General features: G+C 71.3%; 17 protein-coding genes. 5 read left to right on the forward strand and 12 right to left on the reverse strand.

What is annotated here, in order from left to right:
* Nucleotides 1-54 precede the first annotated feature (54 nt).
* Together AB0M95_RS20240 and AB0M95_RS20245 are read right to left on the reverse strand one after the other, a co-directional pair.
* Nucleotides 55-303, reverse strand: coding sequence for a hypothetical protein (locus tag AB0M95_RS20240; RefSeq protein WP_363766616.1), 249 nt, complete (start codon nt 301-303; stop codon nt 55-57).
* Nucleotides 303-1,307 carry an endonuclease/exonuclease/phosphatase family protein gene (locus AB0M95_RS20245; protein WP_363766619.1) on the reverse strand — a complete coding sequence of 335 codons (1,005 nt, stop codon included), beginning with the start codon at nt 1,305-1,307 and terminating at the stop codon, nt 303-305. Before AB0M95_RS20245 ends, AB0M95_RS20240 begins: the two co-directional genes overlap by 1 nt.
* Nucleotides 1,308-1,484: 177 nt before the next feature.
* Here AB0M95_RS20245 and AB0M95_RS20250 point away from each other — a divergent pair, with 177 nt between their 5' ends.
* On the forward strand, nt 1,485-1,655 hold the full coding sequence (locus AB0M95_RS20250; RefSeq protein ID WP_363766622.1) for a hypothetical protein: 171 nt from the start codon (nt 1,485-1,487) through the stop codon (nt 1,653-1,655).
* A gap of 100 nt (nt 1,656-1,755) precedes the next feature.
* Here AB0M95_RS20250 and AB0M95_RS20255 read toward each other — a convergent pair whose 3' ends face one another.
* A complete protein-coding gene (locus tag AB0M95_RS20255; protein ID WP_363766625.1) occupies nt 1,756-1,959 on the reverse strand; it encodes a hypothetical protein in 204 nt (67 codons plus the stop codon).
* A gap of 184 nt (nt 1,960-2,143) precedes the next feature.
* Here AB0M95_RS20255 and AB0M95_RS20260 point away from each other — a divergent pair, with 184 nt between their 5' ends.
* From AB0M95_RS20260 to AB0M95_RS20275, 4 genes are all read left to right on the forward strand, one after another.
* Nucleotides 2,144-3,433, forward strand: a complete 1,290-nt coding sequence (locus AB0M95_RS20260; protein WP_363766628.1) for a helix-turn-helix transcriptional regulator — start codon at nt 2,144-2,146, stop codon at nt 3,431-3,433.
* 46 nt (nt 3,434-3,479) lie between these two features.
* On the forward strand, nt 3,480-4,244 hold the full coding sequence (locus tag AB0M95_RS20265) for a TIR domain-containing protein (RefSeq protein WP_363766631.1): 765 nt from the start codon (nt 3,480-3,482) through the stop codon (nt 4,242-4,244).
* Nucleotides 4,245-4,538: 294 nt separating this feature from the next.
* Nucleotides 4,539-6,221 carry a hypothetical protein gene (locus AB0M95_RS20270; RefSeq protein WP_363766633.1) on the forward strand — a complete coding sequence of 561 codons (1,683 nt, stop codon included), beginning with the start codon at nt 4,539-4,541 and terminating at the stop codon, nt 6,219-6,221.
* 36 nt (nt 6,222-6,257) lie between these two features.
* Nucleotides 6,258-7,433, forward strand: coding sequence for a hypothetical protein (locus AB0M95_RS20275; RefSeq protein ID WP_363766636.1), 1,176 nt, complete (start codon nt 6,258-6,260; stop codon nt 7,431-7,433).
* 123 nt (nt 7,434-7,556) lie between these two features.
* Here the strand turns inward: AB0M95_RS20275 and AB0M95_RS20280 are convergent, their stop codons facing one another.
* The 9 genes from AB0M95_RS20280 to AB0M95_RS20320 form a co-directional block, all read right to left on the reverse strand.
* Nucleotides 7,557-7,862, reverse strand: coding sequence for a hypothetical protein (locus AB0M95_RS20280; RefSeq protein WP_363766639.1), 306 nt, complete (start codon nt 7,860-7,862; stop codon nt 7,557-7,559).
* 183 nt (nt 7,863-8,045) lie between these two features.
* Complete coding sequence (ptsP, locus tag AB0M95_RS20285; RefSeq protein WP_363766642.1) at nt 8,046-9,656, reverse strand: phosphoenolpyruvate--protein phosphotransferase; 1,611 nt, start codon at nt 9,654-9,656, stop codon at nt 8,046-8,048.
* Nucleotides 9,649-9,924, reverse strand: coding sequence for an HPr family phosphocarrier protein (locus AB0M95_RS20290; protein WP_358514322.1), 276 nt, complete (start codon nt 9,922-9,924; stop codon nt 9,649-9,651). Before AB0M95_RS20290 ends, ptsP begins: the two co-directional genes overlap by 8 nt.
* Nucleotides 9,925-9,940: 16 nt before the next feature.
* Complete coding sequence (locus AB0M95_RS20295; RefSeq protein ID WP_363766645.1) at nt 9,941-10,945, reverse strand: zinc-dependent dehydrogenase; 1,005 nt, start codon at nt 10,943-10,945, stop codon at nt 9,941-9,943.
* Nucleotides 10,942-11,376 carry a PTS sugar transporter subunit IIA gene (locus tag AB0M95_RS20300; protein ID WP_363766649.1) on the reverse strand — a complete coding sequence of 145 codons (435 nt, stop codon included), beginning with the start codon at nt 11,374-11,376 and terminating at the stop codon, nt 10,942-10,944. The genes AB0M95_RS20295 and AB0M95_RS20300 overlap by 4 nt, the downstream gene beginning before the upstream one ends.
* Complete coding sequence (locus AB0M95_RS20305) at nt 11,369-11,677, reverse strand: PTS lactose transporter subunit IIB (protein ID WP_358514328.1); 309 nt, start codon at nt 11,675-11,677, stop codon at nt 11,369-11,371. The genes AB0M95_RS20300 and AB0M95_RS20305 overlap by 8 nt, the downstream gene beginning before the upstream one ends.
* Entirely contained in the window at nt 11,678-12,844 is a 1,167-nt protein-coding gene (locus AB0M95_RS20310; RefSeq protein ID WP_363766652.1) for a PTS mannitol transporter subunit IICB, read from the reverse strand.
* A gap of 43 nt (nt 12,845-12,887) precedes the next feature.
* Nucleotides 12,888-13,829, reverse strand: coding sequence for a 1-phosphofructokinase (gene pfkB / locus AB0M95_RS20315; protein ID WP_358514332.1), 942 nt, complete (start codon nt 13,827-13,829; stop codon nt 12,888-12,890).
* Nucleotides 13,826-14,587: a DeoR/GlpR family DNA-binding transcription regulator gene (locus tag AB0M95_RS20320; protein WP_363766655.1), complete on the reverse strand. Its 762-nt coding sequence runs from the start codon at nt 14,585-14,587 to the stop codon at nt 13,826-13,828. Before AB0M95_RS20320 ends, pfkB begins: the two co-directional genes overlap by 4 nt.
* Nucleotides 14,588-15,650 lie beyond the last annotated feature (1,063 nt).

Consider the following 15,650-nt stretch of genomic DNA (forward strand, 5'->3'; position numbering starts at 1 on the left):
CGTTGTACCCGCCCCGTGGGTCCGCGCCTCGACGCACTCCTCGCATGGGTGACGTCATACCCAACGCTCCCGTCCGGTGGACGGCCGGGTCGTCAGGTGGGCGACCCTGGATGCGGCCAACCGGGCCGCTGATCTGGTATCACAGATCGCGTTCACCCAGCGCTGCCGGTCCCGGTAGAACGCGCGCATCTCCGGCTCCAGGAACGCCGCGCGCAGCGTGTTGACCCCGGGCGCGAAGAACGGGCACATGCAGCCCGCGGCCCCGGGCTCCGCGACCGGATAAAGGTTGAAATGCCGGGACATCAGCCGACGCGGGGAAGTACCAGCTCCGCGAACACCGCCCGGTGATCGGTCTCCGGCACCGGGTGCACACCGAAGGCGCGCACACCCACCCCCGGACCGACGAGAACGTGGTCGATCGCCACGGGCGGGACGCCGAAGCCGTTGAAGTGCCATGGCCGGTACGGCCAGGTGGTCACGAACCCGTCGCCCGTCGCGTCGGCGGCGTCCGCGTACCCCTCGGCGAGCAGCTCGCGCACCGGCGCGTGATCCAAGGTGGCGTTGAAGTCGCCCGCCAGGACGCGCGGGGTCCGGCCGGGAGGCGGGAGCGCCGCCAGGCCTTCCGCCCAGCACCGGTGCCTGTCCGGACGGGCGGGCGCGCACGGGTGCACGGACACGACGCCGACCGGGCCCGCGCCCGGCACGTCCACGGTGGCCTCCGCCTGGCCGAAGCCGCCGACCTCGATGGCCTGCCCCGGGGTGACGGGATGCCGGGCGTAGATCGCCGAGCCGCCGACCCCGGGTCGGGGACGCTCGGTCCTGTACGGCAGCAACCGTGCCAGCCCGGCCTTGTTCAGCGCGGACGCGGCCTGGGGCGTCAACTCCTGAACCGTCAGGACATCGGGGCGCAGCTTGCGCACGAGGTCCACCAGAGCGCTCGCGGGAACCGAGCCGACCAGCAGATTGGAGGAGAGGACCCGCAGCGACGGTCCATCGGGCGCCGCCTCCCCGGACGGAAACGCACGAGGCAGGACGCACACCGCGAGTGACACACTGACCGCCAGGCTCACGACCAGCGCCGTCCAGCGGCGCGACACCAGCGCGGCGATCGGGGCGATCGCCGAGGCCAGGGCGGCGTACGGCGTGAACGCGACGAGCTGCACCCAGCGAAAGTGCACGTCCGCCGGAACCAGCCGCAGCACGGCCCACACCGCGAACGGCGCGACAAGCCCCCAGACCAGCACACCCACCCACCGCCGCCGACGACGCCCCACCGTCACGGCCGGCGAGTCAGCCCGCGTCTCCACCGTCACCTTCTCGATCCCCCTGTCATGGTCAACGTGCCGGGCGGGACGCGTCGGGCGTCCGAAGCCCTCAACCGGATGGATGGTCAGCTGGGATCAGGGCGGAATGCCGAAATATCCTCCGGCGCGAGGCTGAGCGGGAACGGCCGCCCGTTGTCGCCGGGCGCCCACCCTGCCCGGATGGCCGTCCGCACGCTCGCCGCCACCGTCGAAGGGCGAACGACCGCGCTCGGGAGCGACATCCAGTTCCCCGGGTGCGCGAACGGCGCCGACACCACGAGCACACGACCCGGCCGTTCGGCACGCTCCACCGCGAACGTCAACGGACCCCACCCGTTCGCCTGGGCGTAGGTGGGCCGGTGACGCACCCGCCACCGATACACCACCCCGTCGACGGTGACGAGCCGCGATCGTCTCCTCGCCAAGGCCACCCGACTCTCCGCCCTGTAGATCAGGATTCCGCGCCAGATCCTACGTCCCCGTGGAGGTCTCGTCGTCCAGCCCGTCGCGGCGGCGACCGTTTCGGCGGCGCGCCGGTGCCCACCGTGGTCCGCGTCGTGGGCAGTTCTTCGCGCAGGTGGTTGACGCGCTCGGTGACCTGCGCGAGGACGTTGTGTGCGGTGGCGAGGTCGGCGGGGCCTCGCGTGGCGACCATCCACCGAGGGGTAGATGTCTACTACCGGGGCGCGCCGGTTCGGTCTCGACGGCAACGGCCGTTTCCTGTTGCCTGAAAGCAGGAAACGGGAAACGCCTGGATCGCCTTGCCCGCGCGACGTGGGCTGACGCACTCTTTGAAGCGTGACTCACGGCTGTTCGGGCGGACAGTGACGGAGGTCCGCGTGGTCCAGCAGCCGAACCGGTTCGGGGAAGAGCTCCGGAGGCGCCGTCTCGCCGCTGGTCTCACGCTCACGCAACTGGCAGGGCTCGTGCACTACAGCAAGGGTCAGCTCAGCAAGGTCGAGCGGGGCGTCAAGCCGCCCAGCCGGGGACTGGCCGCTCACTGCGACGCCAAGCTCAACGCCGAGGGCGCTCTCACGGCCCTGGCGCGCACGACCCTGCCCGACGCCGAAGCCGAAGCGGAGATGACCACCGGTGACGAGGAGGTGTGGCTCATGCAGTTGTCGCCCGACGGGCAGAGCTGGTTCCGGACAGTGGGCCGGCGGCAGGTGATCGTCGCGGGCGCCGCCTCGATGGCCGGGATGAGCATCGGCAGGCCGGGGACGTCCTCCGCCGACGGTGAGAGGTTCCTGGAGGCGTCCCGCTCGCTCTTCGACGAGTACCGGCGGCTCGGCCAGACCGGAAGTCCCGGCCTTTTGATGCCCGCCCTCATCGCGCAGACGCACGTCCTGCGCGACCTGTCGGCGCACGCCGGTACGCGCGTCCGCCGCGCCCTGCTGAAGATGGGCTCCCGGTACGCCGAGTACGTCGGCTGGCTGGCGCAGGAGGCGGGGGACGAGAAGGCCGCCCTGTGGTGGACACAACGTGCCGTCGAGCTCGCCGCGGCCGGAGGTGACGGCGACCTGGCCGCGTACGGTCTGGTACGGCGCGCGCTGGTCACGCTCTACCGGGGAGAGGCCGAGCAGACCGTCGAGCTGGCCCGGCGGGCGCAGAGCGGTACGGTGCCGCCGCGCATCCACGGGCTGGCCGCCCAGCGCGAGGCCCAGGGGCACGCCCTCGCTGGGGACTACGACGCCTCCATGCGGAGCCTCGACCGTGCCCGGACGCTGCTCGCGCAGCACACGTCCGACGCGGGCGCGCCCGTCATCGGCAGCACCAACCTGCCGGACTCGGTCTCGATGGTGACCGGCTGGTGCCTGCACGACCTCGGGCGCTGCCGGGAAGCCGCGGAGATCCTGGACGCCCAGCTCGCGCAGGTGCCACCCCACGCCACGCGCACACAGGTCCGGTACGGCGTGCGGCGGGCGCTCGCCTACGCCGCGGCCGGTGAGATCGACCACGCGTGCGAGCTCGCAGAACGGCTGCTCGGCGACGCGATCACGGTGAGCTCGGCGACCGTCGGCGCCGACCTGCGAACCCTGGCCCGCACCCTGGCTCGCCACCCCCGCAACCCGTCGGTGCGCTCACTGGCACCCAGGCTCGGTACCGCCCTGCACATCATCGCCCCATAAAGAGCACCTCGTACTGATCGTTCCTTTGACGGAGGGATTCTTCGGCATGCACGAAATCTTCATCAACTACCGCACCGGCGACGGCGATAAGACCGCCGCCGCGCTAGACCGGGAACTTTCGCATCGCTTCGGGGAAGAGCGCATTTTCCGGGCGTCCAAGTCCATCCAGGCCGGCCAGAGGTACACCGAAGAGCTGATCAACGGCGTGCGGTCCAGCGCCGTTCTGTTGGCGGTCGTCGGCGCGGGGTGGTCCAAGCACCCCGGGCTGCACGACGAGCGGGACTGGGTCCGCAGGGAGATCCTCGAGGCGTACGCCAGCGGGACCCGGGTCATTCCCGTCATCGACGGCAGGAGGACCGATCGCCTGAGCGTCGCGGACCTGCCCGCCGAACTCGCTCAATTCGCGGAGGCCCAATCCCTGCACCTCGACCTGCAAAAAGGTTCGGTCGATCTCGTTCACATCGGGGACGTACTCGCCGACTACGTTCCCGCGCTGAAGAAGGCCGATCGCCGTCACACGGAGGCCGACGGACCCGGAGCGGTGGGCAACACGGTCGCCGACGTCCACGGCCCGGCGATCCAGTCCAGGGACATCACCGGCGATGTGTCGGACGTGAAGAACGTCGTCACCGGCAGCACAGGAACGTTCCACATGGGAAAGGGTGATCAGCACATCACGCGCCACGAAACGACCAACAACTACGACCATCGCACCGACAACTCCCGGCACTACGGGACGAACAACATCTCGGGCGAGAACCAGGGAGGAATACACCAGCGCTTCGACTTCTCCGGCAAGGACGAGGACTGACGCGCGATGAACGACCGGTTCAATACCCAGATGTACAACCCGCAAGGCAACAACGTGCACAATGGTGACGGCGACCAGCACATCACTGTGTACGCTCTGGCGGCGGATGCCCGAGGTAAGAGGCCGCGCGACGTCGCCGACGACGAACTGCTGTGGTTGAAGCGGCGTTTCGTCCCGCCCCCGGGATTCGCCACGGCGGAGGACGTTCTGCGATCGAGCGGCACCGTCCTGCTGGACGGGCGGCCAGGCAGCGGCCGAAACGCGGCCGCGAAGATGCTTTTGGACGGCCTGCGGATGGGCACCGAAGAGCTGCACGAACTGCCGATCAGGGACGAGTCGCCCCGCCTGAATCCCCAGAACGTCGGCGACAGGGACCTGCTCTGGCTCGATCTCTCGACGGTGCCCGAACCGCTCTGGGTCGAGACGCACGCCGAACTCTCCTCGCTACGCCACACCGTGCGGCGGCGGGGAGCGCACCTGGTGGTCGTGCTCCCGGAGCATAGGAACGAGCGGCTCCGGGGAGAGCTGAACCCTTATCGCGTCGGAATCGCGCGTCCTCCGGCCTCGGAGGCGGTTCGACTTCATCTTAGGCTGGCCAGCATTCCTGCCGGGGAGTTCCAACGGCCTGCCCCGGCTCTGGACGAATTCCTGGCCAAAAGCCGTTCGATGCTGGAGATCGGTCACTTCGCCGAGTTCGTCGTTCGCGCGCGGATGGAGGGCCACGGCGACGATTTCGCGGCTTGGTGCGCGTGGGCTCGCGACGCGATGGCCGATCACACCAAGGACGTTGCTGAACTCGTGCGTGATCGACGCGAGGGGCCTCAGCGCGCGTTGTTGCTGGCCACGGCCATGCTGCAGGGTGCCCACCCTGACCGGGTGTCCGAGGCCGCCACCGCCCTTCTCGCATTGGTGAAGTATTCGCGGCACGAGGACGAAACCCCGCTAGAACACGTGGATCTCGCCGTAAGGTTCGATGAGATCGAAGCTGAGACCGATGCCGACGGAAACGTGCGGTTCAAGAAGCCCGGTTTCGACGCGGCGGTTCGCGCCCACTTCTGGGCGCACATTCCGGAACTGCGCAGGCATCTTCAGGAATGGGTAGGAAGCGTCGTCGAGTCCGGCGGCCTTGACGACGAAGACTGTGACCTTCTGGTCGAGCGGTTCGCCAGCCAATGCCTGCATCCCCTGTACATGACGAACCTCGTCTCGCTGGTCGAACGCTGGACGTCCGAACCGGCGAGCAAGGTCCGGCTGCGCGCGGCCTCCCAGGCGTTGAAGCATGGCCTTGAGCATCCGGAACATGGTCGGTTCTTCCGCAAGACGATCTACGAATGGTCGAAGCTGACCAACCTGTCTCCCGCGCTCACCAAGGTTCTGGTGGCGATCTGCGCGGAGGTCATGGCGGTACGGCATCCGCCTCAGGCGCTCGTCCGGCTCCACCACCTGGCGCGGCGGGAGCGTCTGACCACGGACGCGCGGGGGGCACTCGTGCGGCTGGTGCGCGAGGGGGACGCCTGGCTTCGCCGCCTCCTGTTGCAGCGGCTGACCAGTCCTTCTCCTGACGAACGGATACGGGTTGCCGACGTCGAACTGTTCCTGGCGGTCGGCGATCCGGGGATGGTCACCGAGTCCCGGCGGTCGGCTCGTCCGCTCATCGAGGACGCCGTCGTGCGGGAGCGACTTGCCGTCGGGTGGGGTGTCGTCTTCGAGGGGCGGTCGCACGAGGAGTGGGGGCCCTTCGCGCGGTCCTGGCTGCGCGCGGCGTTCGAAGGGACACGGCATCGCGACAGGCTCCTCGACGTGCTCATCACCCCCGACCGCAGCGACGAGGTTCTGTCTCGTTTGTACGTGACCGCTCGCGACCTGCCCCGGGCCGAGTCGGGCGAGACGTTCACACCCGGCGAGCGGGATCGCCGCGCGTTCGCCGAGTACGTCCTCCACAAGATCGATGCCGCCCAGGGCATCCCGGCCGCCTGAGGTGTCGCCATGACGATGAATCGAGAAGGACGCGCCGTGAGGCACGGTAGCCGGACGGTGGGGATCTACTTCTTCCTCTTCTGCGGGCTGATAGCCGTGGGGCTGCTGCTGTTCGCGCCCCTGCCGGTCTGGACGTGGTTGATCATCGGCGGCCTGCTGCTCGCGGTCCTCGCCGTCCTGTACGTGCGGGCGGGCGGAGGACGCGAACCGTACTCGCCACCGCCTTCAGAGCCGGAACCGTACCTGCCCCCTCCAAGGCCGGAGCCCCGGCAGGAGCAGATCCAGCAGATCGCGCTTCCCAGCGCGGAGCCGGACTACGACTTTCTGTTCTCTGCGACGGTCCGCTGGGCTCCGACCGGCGTCGTGGAGAGTTCCGAGATGATCGGTCTGGCCGGTCTCGCCATCGAGGCGATAGTGGCCCGTGCCCGTGCCGTCACCGAGCAGCGGCCCCCGGCCAGAGCCTCACTCGTGCAGTACGAGCTGAACGGAGTTCTCGGCCGGGTGAAACAGGACCCGGGCGGATACCTGCGCGCGATGGCGCTTTCGGTGACGCTGACGCTCTCCGACGCCGACCAAAAACGTCTGGACCGGCTCGCCGGGATACGCAAGGACAAGGCCATCTGGGAGCATCAGAGGAAAGAGGAGCAGAGCAAGCGCGACTACCTCAGCGAGGACGTGCTGAAGGACCCCGGAAGCGCCGTCGTCTGGTATCTCGCCAGGAACGACGACCAGGTCGAGCGGGCGGTCAAGGACATAGGCCTTCTCGCCCAGCTCTCCTCCGCGGCGAACAACGCGGACGTGCCCGAACGTTTCCAGCATCTCGTGCCGTTTCCCGTGCCGGGCGGGTCGGCGGCGCACGCGGGGGACGGGGAGGCGAACGGCCACCCGCTGTCCGCGGTGGACCATTTCGCGGCGTTCCTGCGCGCGATGGGTTTCACGGAGGACAATCCGCGGTGTGCCCTGTTCGTCGAGCGGAACGTCGCGTTTCTCCGCGCGCAGGGCATGAACGACGTGGCGGACGACCTGGTCCGCCGGTTCCACGTCCCACCCCCGGTCCCCGGTGAATCGCGGACCCCTCCTCCGGACGAGTCCGGCTTCCCGGCTTCCGGCGAGCCTCCGTTCCCGCCGCCGCCACGGGACGATTCCTATCCGCCGCCGGACGGCCCGGAGGACGATCCGGGCCACGGCCCGCAGGACGAGCCAAGGCTCTGAGTTGTCGCCGTCGGGGGACGGAGGGTCGGTCCGGACGACGACCTCGGGATCCGTCGGGGCGTGCGCCTTGGCGCGGTCCCGGTACGCCGCTGGCCGGGCGAGGGGCGGACCGGGACCGCCGGGTCAGCGGGTGTTGACGCGTAGGTTGACGATCTGGCCCGGCGGGAGCTGGGCGGTGGAGGTTTGGCCGGCCGGCACCCATGGGCCGACGCTGTAGACGTAGCCGACCATCGGGTTGACGTGCAGGACGGTCACGGCGACCTGGTGTTCGCCGGTGCCGGTGGCGCAGTAGCTGGACACCGTCGCCGGCGTGGAGCTGGTGGAGCAGTTGGTGGGGACGGCGAGCGCCGCGGGCGCCGTGCCGATCAGCAGGGCCGTGGTGAGGGTGGCGGTGGCGGCCAGGGCGGCCGCGCGGTTCCTGGGTTTCACGGTGACTCCTCCGCCTCCCGCCGGGCCGGACGCTCGGCGGGGTTTCTTTTAGGAAAGTTTCCTAAGCGAGAGCCTAGCTGCGGGGGAGGCGGAGTCAAGGCCCCTCAGGCGGAACCGAGGCCGTCGGGCGGAGCCGGAGGCCGGTCGTCAGGCACGGTCGAGCCTCAGGCGGGCGCAAGCCCGTCAGGACGACGGTGGCCGTGGATCGGCCGCGAGCGCCTCGGCGGCCAGTTCGCGGCACTCGGCCAGCGTCCGGGCGGCGAGGGCGGCGCGGACGTCCGGCACGCACACCGCCGCCATCGACAGGCTCGTCACGCCGAGGCCCGCGAGGACCGGTGCGAGCCGCGGATCGCCGGCCGCCTCCCCGCAGACGCCCACCGGCTTGCCCGCCGCGCGTCCGGCCTCGGCGCAGCGTCCGATGAGCTCCAGCAGCGCGGGCTGCCAGGGGTCCAGCAGGTCGGCCAGGCCCGGGTGCTGCCGGTCGGCGGCCAGGGTGTACTGGCTCAGGTCGTTGGTGCCGATGCTGAGGAAGTCGGCCTCGCGCAGCAGCCGGTCGGCGTGCAGCGCGGCGGCGGGCACCTCGACCATGACGCCGACGCGCGCGATGCCGCGGGCCCGGGCGCGGGACGCGAACTCGGCCGCCTCGCCCGCCGTGGTCACCATGGGCGCCATCACCCACGGCTCGGCGCCGGTCGCGTCGGCGGCCCGGGCGATCGCCTCCAGCTGGGTGTCCAGCACGCCGGGCAGCAGCCGCGCGACCCGCAGCCCCCGTACGCCGAGCGCGGGGTTGGGCTCCTGCGGCAGGCCGAGGAAGGGCAGCGGCTTGTCGGTGCCCGCGTCCAGCGTCCTGACGACCACCAGCGGCGTGCGGGAGAAGACCGCACTGTAGGCGGCGACCTGCTCCTCCAGCGACGGCTCCGTCCTGCGGCCGAGGAACAGGAACTCGGTGCGGAACAGGCCGACCCCCTCGGCGCCGTCGGCGAGGTCGCGCGCGGACCCGATGTTGAGCAGCAGCTTGACCGGATGGCCGTCGGCGGTCCGGCCCGGCCCCTCGCCACGCCCGCGTTCGGCCCGCTCGCGCGCGCCGGCCGTGCGTACCCGCTCGGCGTCGGAGGAGGTCAGGCCGGTGCCGACCTCGCCGGTGGCGCCGTCGACGCTGACGAGCGTTCCGTCGTCCAGCGTCAGCGCGCCCGCGCAGCCGACGACGGCGGGCAGCCCGCGGCCGCGGGCGAGGATCGCGGTGTGGCCCGTCGGCCCGCCCTTCTCGGTGACCAGGGCCAGGACGGTGTCGTCCAGCCCGGCCGTGTCGGCGGGGGAGAGGTCCTCGGCGACCAGCACGAACGGGTGACCGGGCGCGGGCACGCCCGGCGTGGGCAGGCCGAGTGCCGCGGCCACGGCGCGGTTGCGCAGGTCGTCGAGGTCGGCGGCCCGCTCGGCGAAGTACCCGCCCGCGTCCACCAGCGCCCGCCGGTGTACGGCGAAGGCGGCGTCGAGCGCGTGCGGGGCGTCCATCCCGGCGTCGCAGTTCTCCGCGCAGCCGTCCGCGAGCATCGGGTCGCGGGCCATCATCGCCTGGGCTTCGAGGATGTCGGCCGCCTCGGGGTCGCCCGCAGCGGCGGCGCGCCGTTCGAGGTCCTCGGCGACCGCGTCCAGTGCGCGGGCGGCCACCGCGGCCTCGGCGACCGCGTCGGTGACCGGGCGCGGGTCGGGCAGCGCGGGCGGCCCGGCGATCCGGATCACCGGGCCGGCGGTGCGGCCGGGGCTGACGCCCAGGCCGCGCAGCGCCTCACCCATCGACGGCGTCCAGGTCGCGGGCCAGGAGCGCCACCAGCGTCTCGAGGGCCGCCTCCGCGCCCGGCCCGTCGGCGTCCAGGGTGACCTGGGTGCCGTGCACGGCGCCGAGGCTGAGCACGCCGAGCATGCTGGAGGCGGGGACCGGCTTGCCCTCGCCGACCCGGATCCGCACCGGCACCCCCTGGCGGGCGGCGGCCTGGACGAAGATCTTGGCGGGCCTGGCGTGCAGCCCGCTCGACGAGGCGACGGCCACTGTCCTCTCGGGCATGGTTCGTCCTTCCTGCTCAGGGTTCGATGGTGACCTTGATCGCCTCGCCGCGGCTGACGAGGCCGATGGCGTCGAGGACGCCCGGCAGCGGGAGCCGGTGGGTGATCAGATCGGCGACGGGCACGGCCCCGTCGGCGATCAGGCTGAGAGCGTTGGCGTTGTGCGCGGGGCTGGAGCCGTTGGCGCCGACGATGGTCAGCTCGCGGTAGTGCACGAGGTTGGAGTCGAGCTGGATGATCGGGGCGTCCTTGGGCAGGCCGCCGAAGAAGCTGATCCGCCCCTGCCGGGCCGCCATCTCGACGGCCTGCTGCTGGGCGGCGCCCGAGGCGGCCGCCGTGATGACGACGTCGGCTCCGCGCCCGCCGGTGAGCTTGACGACCTGGTCGACGGCGTCGCCGCTGATCACCTCGTCGGGGTGGACGAGCCCGGCGGCCATCTCCAGCCGCTCGGGGTTCACGTCGACCAGGAACACCCGGGACGCGCCGCGCGCCCGCGCCAGGCGGACGTGCAGGCAGCCGATCGGCCCCGCGCCCATGACGACGACGTCGTCGCCCGCGCCGACCCGGGCCAGTTCCTGGCCGTTGAGTACGCACGCGAGCGGCTCGGCCACCGACGCCTCGGCGAAGCCCACGCCGTCGGGGATCCGGTTGACGCCGTCCACGGCGATCACCTTGGCCGGGACGATCATGTACTCGGCGAAGCCGCCGTCGTAGTGGTAGCCCATCGACTCCTGGTTGGGGCACACCGTCATGCGGCCCCTGCGGCACTCCTCGCAGGCCCCGCAGGGGATCGCGGCGATCACCTGGACGCGCTCGCCCGTTCCCACGACCTCGCCGGAGATCTCGTGGCCCATCACCCGGGGCGGCCGGATGTGGTGGTGGCCGAACTTGTAGATCTTGGCGTCGGTGCCGCAGGTAGAGCAGTTCCGCACCCGGATCTTCAGCTCGCCGGGCCCGGCCTCGGGCTCGGGGGCGTCCTCGACGCGGATGTCGCCGGGGGCGTGGAAACGGGCGACCTTCACAAAAGCTCCTTCATCACGGTTTCTACCTCCGTCGCTTCGCGGAGGGTTCTGGCGCGGTCGGGGTCGAGCAGGATCTCGGCCAGCGCGGCGAGCAGCGCCACGTGGCCGTTCCCTTTGGCGGCGATGCCGACGCACAGGCCGACCCGCTCGCCGTCCCAGTCGACGCCCTCGGGGAAGCGCACCACGCACACGGCGTCGCGCAGCACGTCCTGCTTGCCCTTCGCGGTGCCGTGCGGGATGGCGACGCCCTCCCCGACGTAGGTGGAGATCGAGCGCTCGCGTTCGAGCATGGACTCGATGTACGGCTCGGTGATCGCGCCCACGGCCAGCAGCAGCTCCCCACACCGGCGGATCGCGTCGTCGCGGTCGCCGGCGCGGGCGCCGAGCACCACGGCGCGCGGCTCCAGCGGGAGCGGCGCGGCGTCAGGCATCGACCGTGCCGCCGTTCTTGATCGCGGCCACGAGCTTGGTCACGGCGGGGTCGCCGATGAAGATCTGGAAGGTGACCAGCGGGACGCCCGGCGCCACGGCCTTCGCCCGCGCGGCCAGCCCGATGTGGCAGACCACCAGGTCGGTGTCCTTGGGGATCTCGTTCACGGGCGTGTGCTCGACCGTGATCCCGGTGCTCTTGAGCTGCTTGCGAAGCTGGGTGGCGAGCATGACGCTGCTCCCCATTCCCGCGTCGCAGGCCACGATGAGCTTGTGGATGTCCTTGCTGTCGATGGCGGCCATCTATGCCTCCTTGGAAACGGTGGGGGCGCCGGCGGCGCGGGTCTGGGTCTCGACGGCGGGTCGCGCCCCGGACTCGGGGGCGGTCTCGGTGGACGCCTCCGCGACCTCCTCGGGCTCCTTCTCGCCGTGGCCGAAGCCGAGCAGGGCCGAGGCGACCGCGAAGGAGGCGGCGGAGGCGATGATGATGCCGGCGAGGACGCCGAACCAGCCGCCCTTGGGGGTGACCGCGAGGTAGGCGAAGATGCTGCCCGGCGACGGCGTGGCGACCAGCCCCGCTCCGGTGATCATGAAGGTGAACACGCCCGCCGCGCCGCCCGCCATGACGGCGAGGATCAGCCGCGGCTTCATCAGGACGTACGGGAAGTAGATCTCGTGGATGCCGCCGAAGAAGTGGATGATGATCGCGGCGGGGGTGGTCGGGCGCAGCGCGCGCGGCCCGAAGAAGAAGTAGGCGAGCAGCAGGCCGAGGCCGGGCCCGGGGTTGGACTCCAGCATGAACAGGATGGACTTGCCCTGCTTGACCGCCTCCGCCACGCCGAGCGGGCCGAGGACGCCGTGGTTGATGGCGTTGTTCAGGAACAGCACCTTGGCCGGCTCGATCACCAGCGAGGCCAGGGGGAGCAGGCTGTGGTTGATCAGCCATTCCACGCCGTCGCCCGCCGCGTTGGTGAACGCCTCGACGACCGGCCCGATGCCCCACACGCCCACGATGGCCATCGCCGCGCCCACGATGCCCGCGGTGAAGTTGTCGACCAGCATCTCGAAGCCGGACCTGGTGCGGTCCTCGGTGAAGCGGTCGACGTGCTTGAGGATGAACGCGGCGAGCGGGCCGACGATCATCGCGCCGAGGAACATCGGGACGTCCGCCCCGACGACCACGCCCATCGTCGCGACCGCGCCGACGACCGCGCCGCGCTGGCCGTGGACCATCCGGCCGCCGGTGTAGCCGATCAGGATCGGCAGAAGGTGGGTGATGATCGGGCCCACCAGCTCTGCCAGCGCCTTGTTGGGCAGCCAGCCCGTCGGGATGAACAGCGCGGTGATCAGGCCCCAGGCGATGAACGCGCCGATGTTCGGCATGATCATGCCGGCCAGATGGCCGCCCAGTCGCTGGATGGTGGCCTTGACCCCGGTGCCGTAGACCGGGGGGGTATAGGTGTCGGCCATGGGTCGTGCTCCTTCCTAAAGGAAAGGATGGGGGGCCTGCGCGTCAGGCGTGTGGGGTGAGGCGGCGGGCGGGGTCGGGCGGGCCGAGGCGGATGCCGTCGCGGACGATGTCGGAGGGGCCGGGCATCCGGCTGCCGGGGAGCGCGACCGCGGCGGCGGCCCAGGACAGCCCCTCCACAAGCGCTTGTTCACCGCGCGCACCGGCGGCCAGAAAGCCCGCGAGCAGGGCGTCCCCGGCGCCGACCGCGCTGCGCGGCTCGGCGACCTCCGCCTCGCCGTACCGGACGCCGTCGTCCTCGACCAGCAGCGCGCCGTCGGCGCCGAGACTCGCCAGCACCGTGCGCGCCCCGGCGGCGCGGAGCTTCCCGGCCGCCTCGATGGCGTCGCCCACACAGGAGATGGCCATGCCCGTGGCCTCGGCGAGCTCCTCCAGGTTGGGCTTGATCAGGGCCGGGGCCGCGCTCAGGGACTCGACAAGCGCGGGGCCGCTGGTGTCGACGGCGACGTTGATGCCCGCCGCCGCGAACCTGCGGCACAGCCGGGCGTACACGTCGGCGGGGACCTCGGGGGGCAGGCTGCCCGAGGCGACCACCCAGTCGGCCGAGTCGGCCGCGCCGAGCACCGCGTCCGCGATCGTCTCCAGTTCGGCGGCCGACAGCGTGGCGCCCGGCTCGTTGATCTTCGTGATCGTGCCATCGGGCTCGGCCAGGGTGACGTTCGACCGTGTCGGGCCCTCCACGGCCACGGTCACCATGTCCAGGCCCTCCAGGGCGAGCAGGCGGACGAGCTGCCTGCCCTCGTCCCCGCCGTAGGGGACGACCGCGCACGAGGTCACCGCGTTGGCCAGCAGCGCGCGCGAGACGTTGACGCCCTTGCCGCCCGGGTCGAGCCTCGCCGCGGCGGCCCGGATGACGGCGCCTCTGGCCAGCGCGCCGATCTCGATCGTGCGGTCCAGGCTCGGGTTGAGGGTCAGGGTGAGGATCACGCGCGCACCACCTCGGGGCCGGCGGCGGACAGCTCGGCGGCCGTCATCGGGTCGAGGCCGGTGTCGGTGATGATCAGGTCGATCTCGGGCAGGGACGCGAACCCGGCCAGGTAGGTGTTGCCGAATTTGGTGTGGTCGGCCAGCAGCACGACCCGCTCGGACGACTTCACCATCGCGCGCTTGATCGCCGCCTCGGCCGGGTCGGGGGTCGTCAGTCCCTTGGCGGCCGAGCAGCCGTTCGCCGCCATGAACGCCACGTCCACGTGCAGGTGGGCCAGGGGTTGCAGGGCCCAGTCGTCGACGGTGGCGAGCGTACGGCCGCGCACCCGGCCGCCGAGCATGATGACGTGCAGGTTCGGCCGCGAGGCCAGCACCGTCGCGAGCGGGGGGGAGTTCACGACGACGGTGAGCTCGCGGTCGGCCGGGAGGATCGGGACCAGGCGGCCGGTGGTGGAGCCCGCGTCGATGATCACCGAGCCGTCCTCGGGCAGTTCGGCGAGCGCGGCCTTGGCGATGCGCTCCTTCTCGGCGGTCAGTACCTCGTCGCGGGTGGCGAGGGCGGGTTCGAACCCGAGCCGCTCCACCGGGATCGCGCCGCCGTGCACCCGCCGCAGCACGCCTGCGCGCTCCAGTGCGGTGAGGTCGCGGCGGATCGTCTCGGTGGTGACGTCGAACTCCTCGGCGAGGGTCACCACGTCGACCCTGCCCGCCATCCTCGCCCTGCGGAGGATCTCCTGCTGCCGCTCCTCGGCATACATGATGTTGCTTCACCGCCGTTTGTGTGTTGGTTGTCCTGTGTTTACACCCGTTTCTATGGGATGGCAAGGGTCTCACAGGGTGGCCCGCGTGTTGTGACAAGTGCACGTTCCGTCACGGGGGTCGGTCCGGGGGTGGCGCTGAGGGGTGTCGGGCGGTGGTCTCGCGCGCGACAGGGGGAAATGCCCGCTATGCCGCCTATATCGCGCCGACAGGTGACATAAATGGATTACGGTCTCGCGTCGCTATCCACCTCCTCGCGCCCAGGCTGGACGTCCGGGCAGGTCACGGGCCTTCCGCGGCGATTACGGCGACTGAATCACCGCGCGCGGGACGGAGCGATGGCCCTAAAGTCCCGCCCGATCGCGGTGATTCGGTCCCCGTCCGCGGAAGCAGGCCCTCTACCTGCGTGAATGGGCGGGAAACGGCGCCGAAACGAGCCGCCCGAGGGCGTGGAATAGGATCGGCCGCCGCCTGGTTCTGGGATATCGCCGCCCCGCCCGACAAACGGGGAACGGCACCGAGAACCGCCGATGTGGCCGCGAAATCGGCCGGGAATACCGGAAGGGCCCCCAAGGTTTCAAGCCACATCGAGACGCAAGGATCCGAGGCCCGGCAAAGAGGATCGCCGAGAGGCATTCGAATTGCCCGTCAGAACGCCTGCGACGCCCGGCGGAATACCGGGTGCCGGCGGAACGGCCGAGCCCCCCGGGGGCTCGTGAAAGCCTCGTCGACGCCTGCGGAAACGCCGTCCCCGCCCGCCTGACCCGGGCCGGGGCCGGTTGACCGGCGCGGACCAGCCCCGCGTTCCCCCAGATCACCCGAGTCGAAGTAAGGAGTGTGCGGCCGCGGAGTCCAGGGCCCGCCTGCCCGCGTCGATCGACGGCCGGACGAATCCGGCCGCTCGCCGCCCACGCCCATCGAATGAGGCGGACGAGAGCAGAGCATTCCGGGGGCGTAAGAGAACGGCTCCCGGCCGGCGCCGAGGAAAGGCCGCGCACGCGGACCGCCTGGCCGCGCCGACCTTTCCGACCCATCACCGGTTTCACCTTACGCCATGGACGG

Origin of the sequence: Sphaerisporangium sp. NPDC051017, from assembly GCF_040683095.1 — a bacterium.
Lineage (GTDB): Bacteria > Actinomycetota > Actinomycetes > Streptosporangiales > Streptosporangiaceae > Sphaerisporangium.

Coding starts and splice junctions, on each gene's coding strand:
- AB0M95_RS20310 (WP_363766652.1), bottom strand. CDS start 12,844: ATGGCCGACACCTATACCCCCCCGGTCTACGGCACCGGGGTCAAGGCC.
- ptsP (WP_363766642.1), bottom strand. CDS start 9,656: ATGGGTGAGGCGCTGCGCGGCCTGGGCGTCAGCCCCGGCCGCACCGCC.
- AB0M95_RS20255 (WP_363766625.1), bottom strand. CDS start 1,959: ATGGTCGCCACGCGAGGCCCCGCCGACCTCGCCACCGCACACAACGTC.
- AB0M95_RS20305 (WP_358514328.1), bottom strand. CDS start 11,677: ATGGCCGCCATCGACAGCAAGGACATCCACAAGCTCATCGTGGCCTGC.
- AB0M95_RS20320 (WP_363766655.1), bottom strand. CDS start 14,587: ATGTATGCCGAGGAGCGGCAGCAGGAGATCCTCCGCAGGGCGAGGATG.
- AB0M95_RS20265 (WP_363766631.1), top strand. CDS start 3,480: ATGCACGAAATCTTCATCAACTACCGCACCGGCGACGGCGATAAGACC.
- AB0M95_RS20240 (WP_363766616.1), bottom strand. CDS start 303: ATGTCCCGGCATTTCAACCTTTATCCGGTCGCGGAGCCCGGGGCCGCG.
- AB0M95_RS20250 (WP_363766622.1), top strand. CDS start 1,485: ATGGCCGTCCGCACGCTCGCCGCCACCGTCGAAGGGCGAACGACCGCG.
- AB0M95_RS20300 (WP_363766649.1), bottom strand. CDS start 11,376: ATGCCTGACGCCGCGCCGCTCCCGCTGGAGCCGCGCGCCGTGGTGCTC.
- AB0M95_RS20270 (WP_363766633.1), top strand. CDS start 4,539: ATGGGCACCGAAGAGCTGCACGAACTGCCGATCAGGGACGAGTCGCCC.
- AB0M95_RS20290 (WP_358514322.1), bottom strand. CDS start 9,924: ATGCCCGAGAGGACAGTGGCCGTCGCCTCGTCGAGCGGGCTGCACGCC.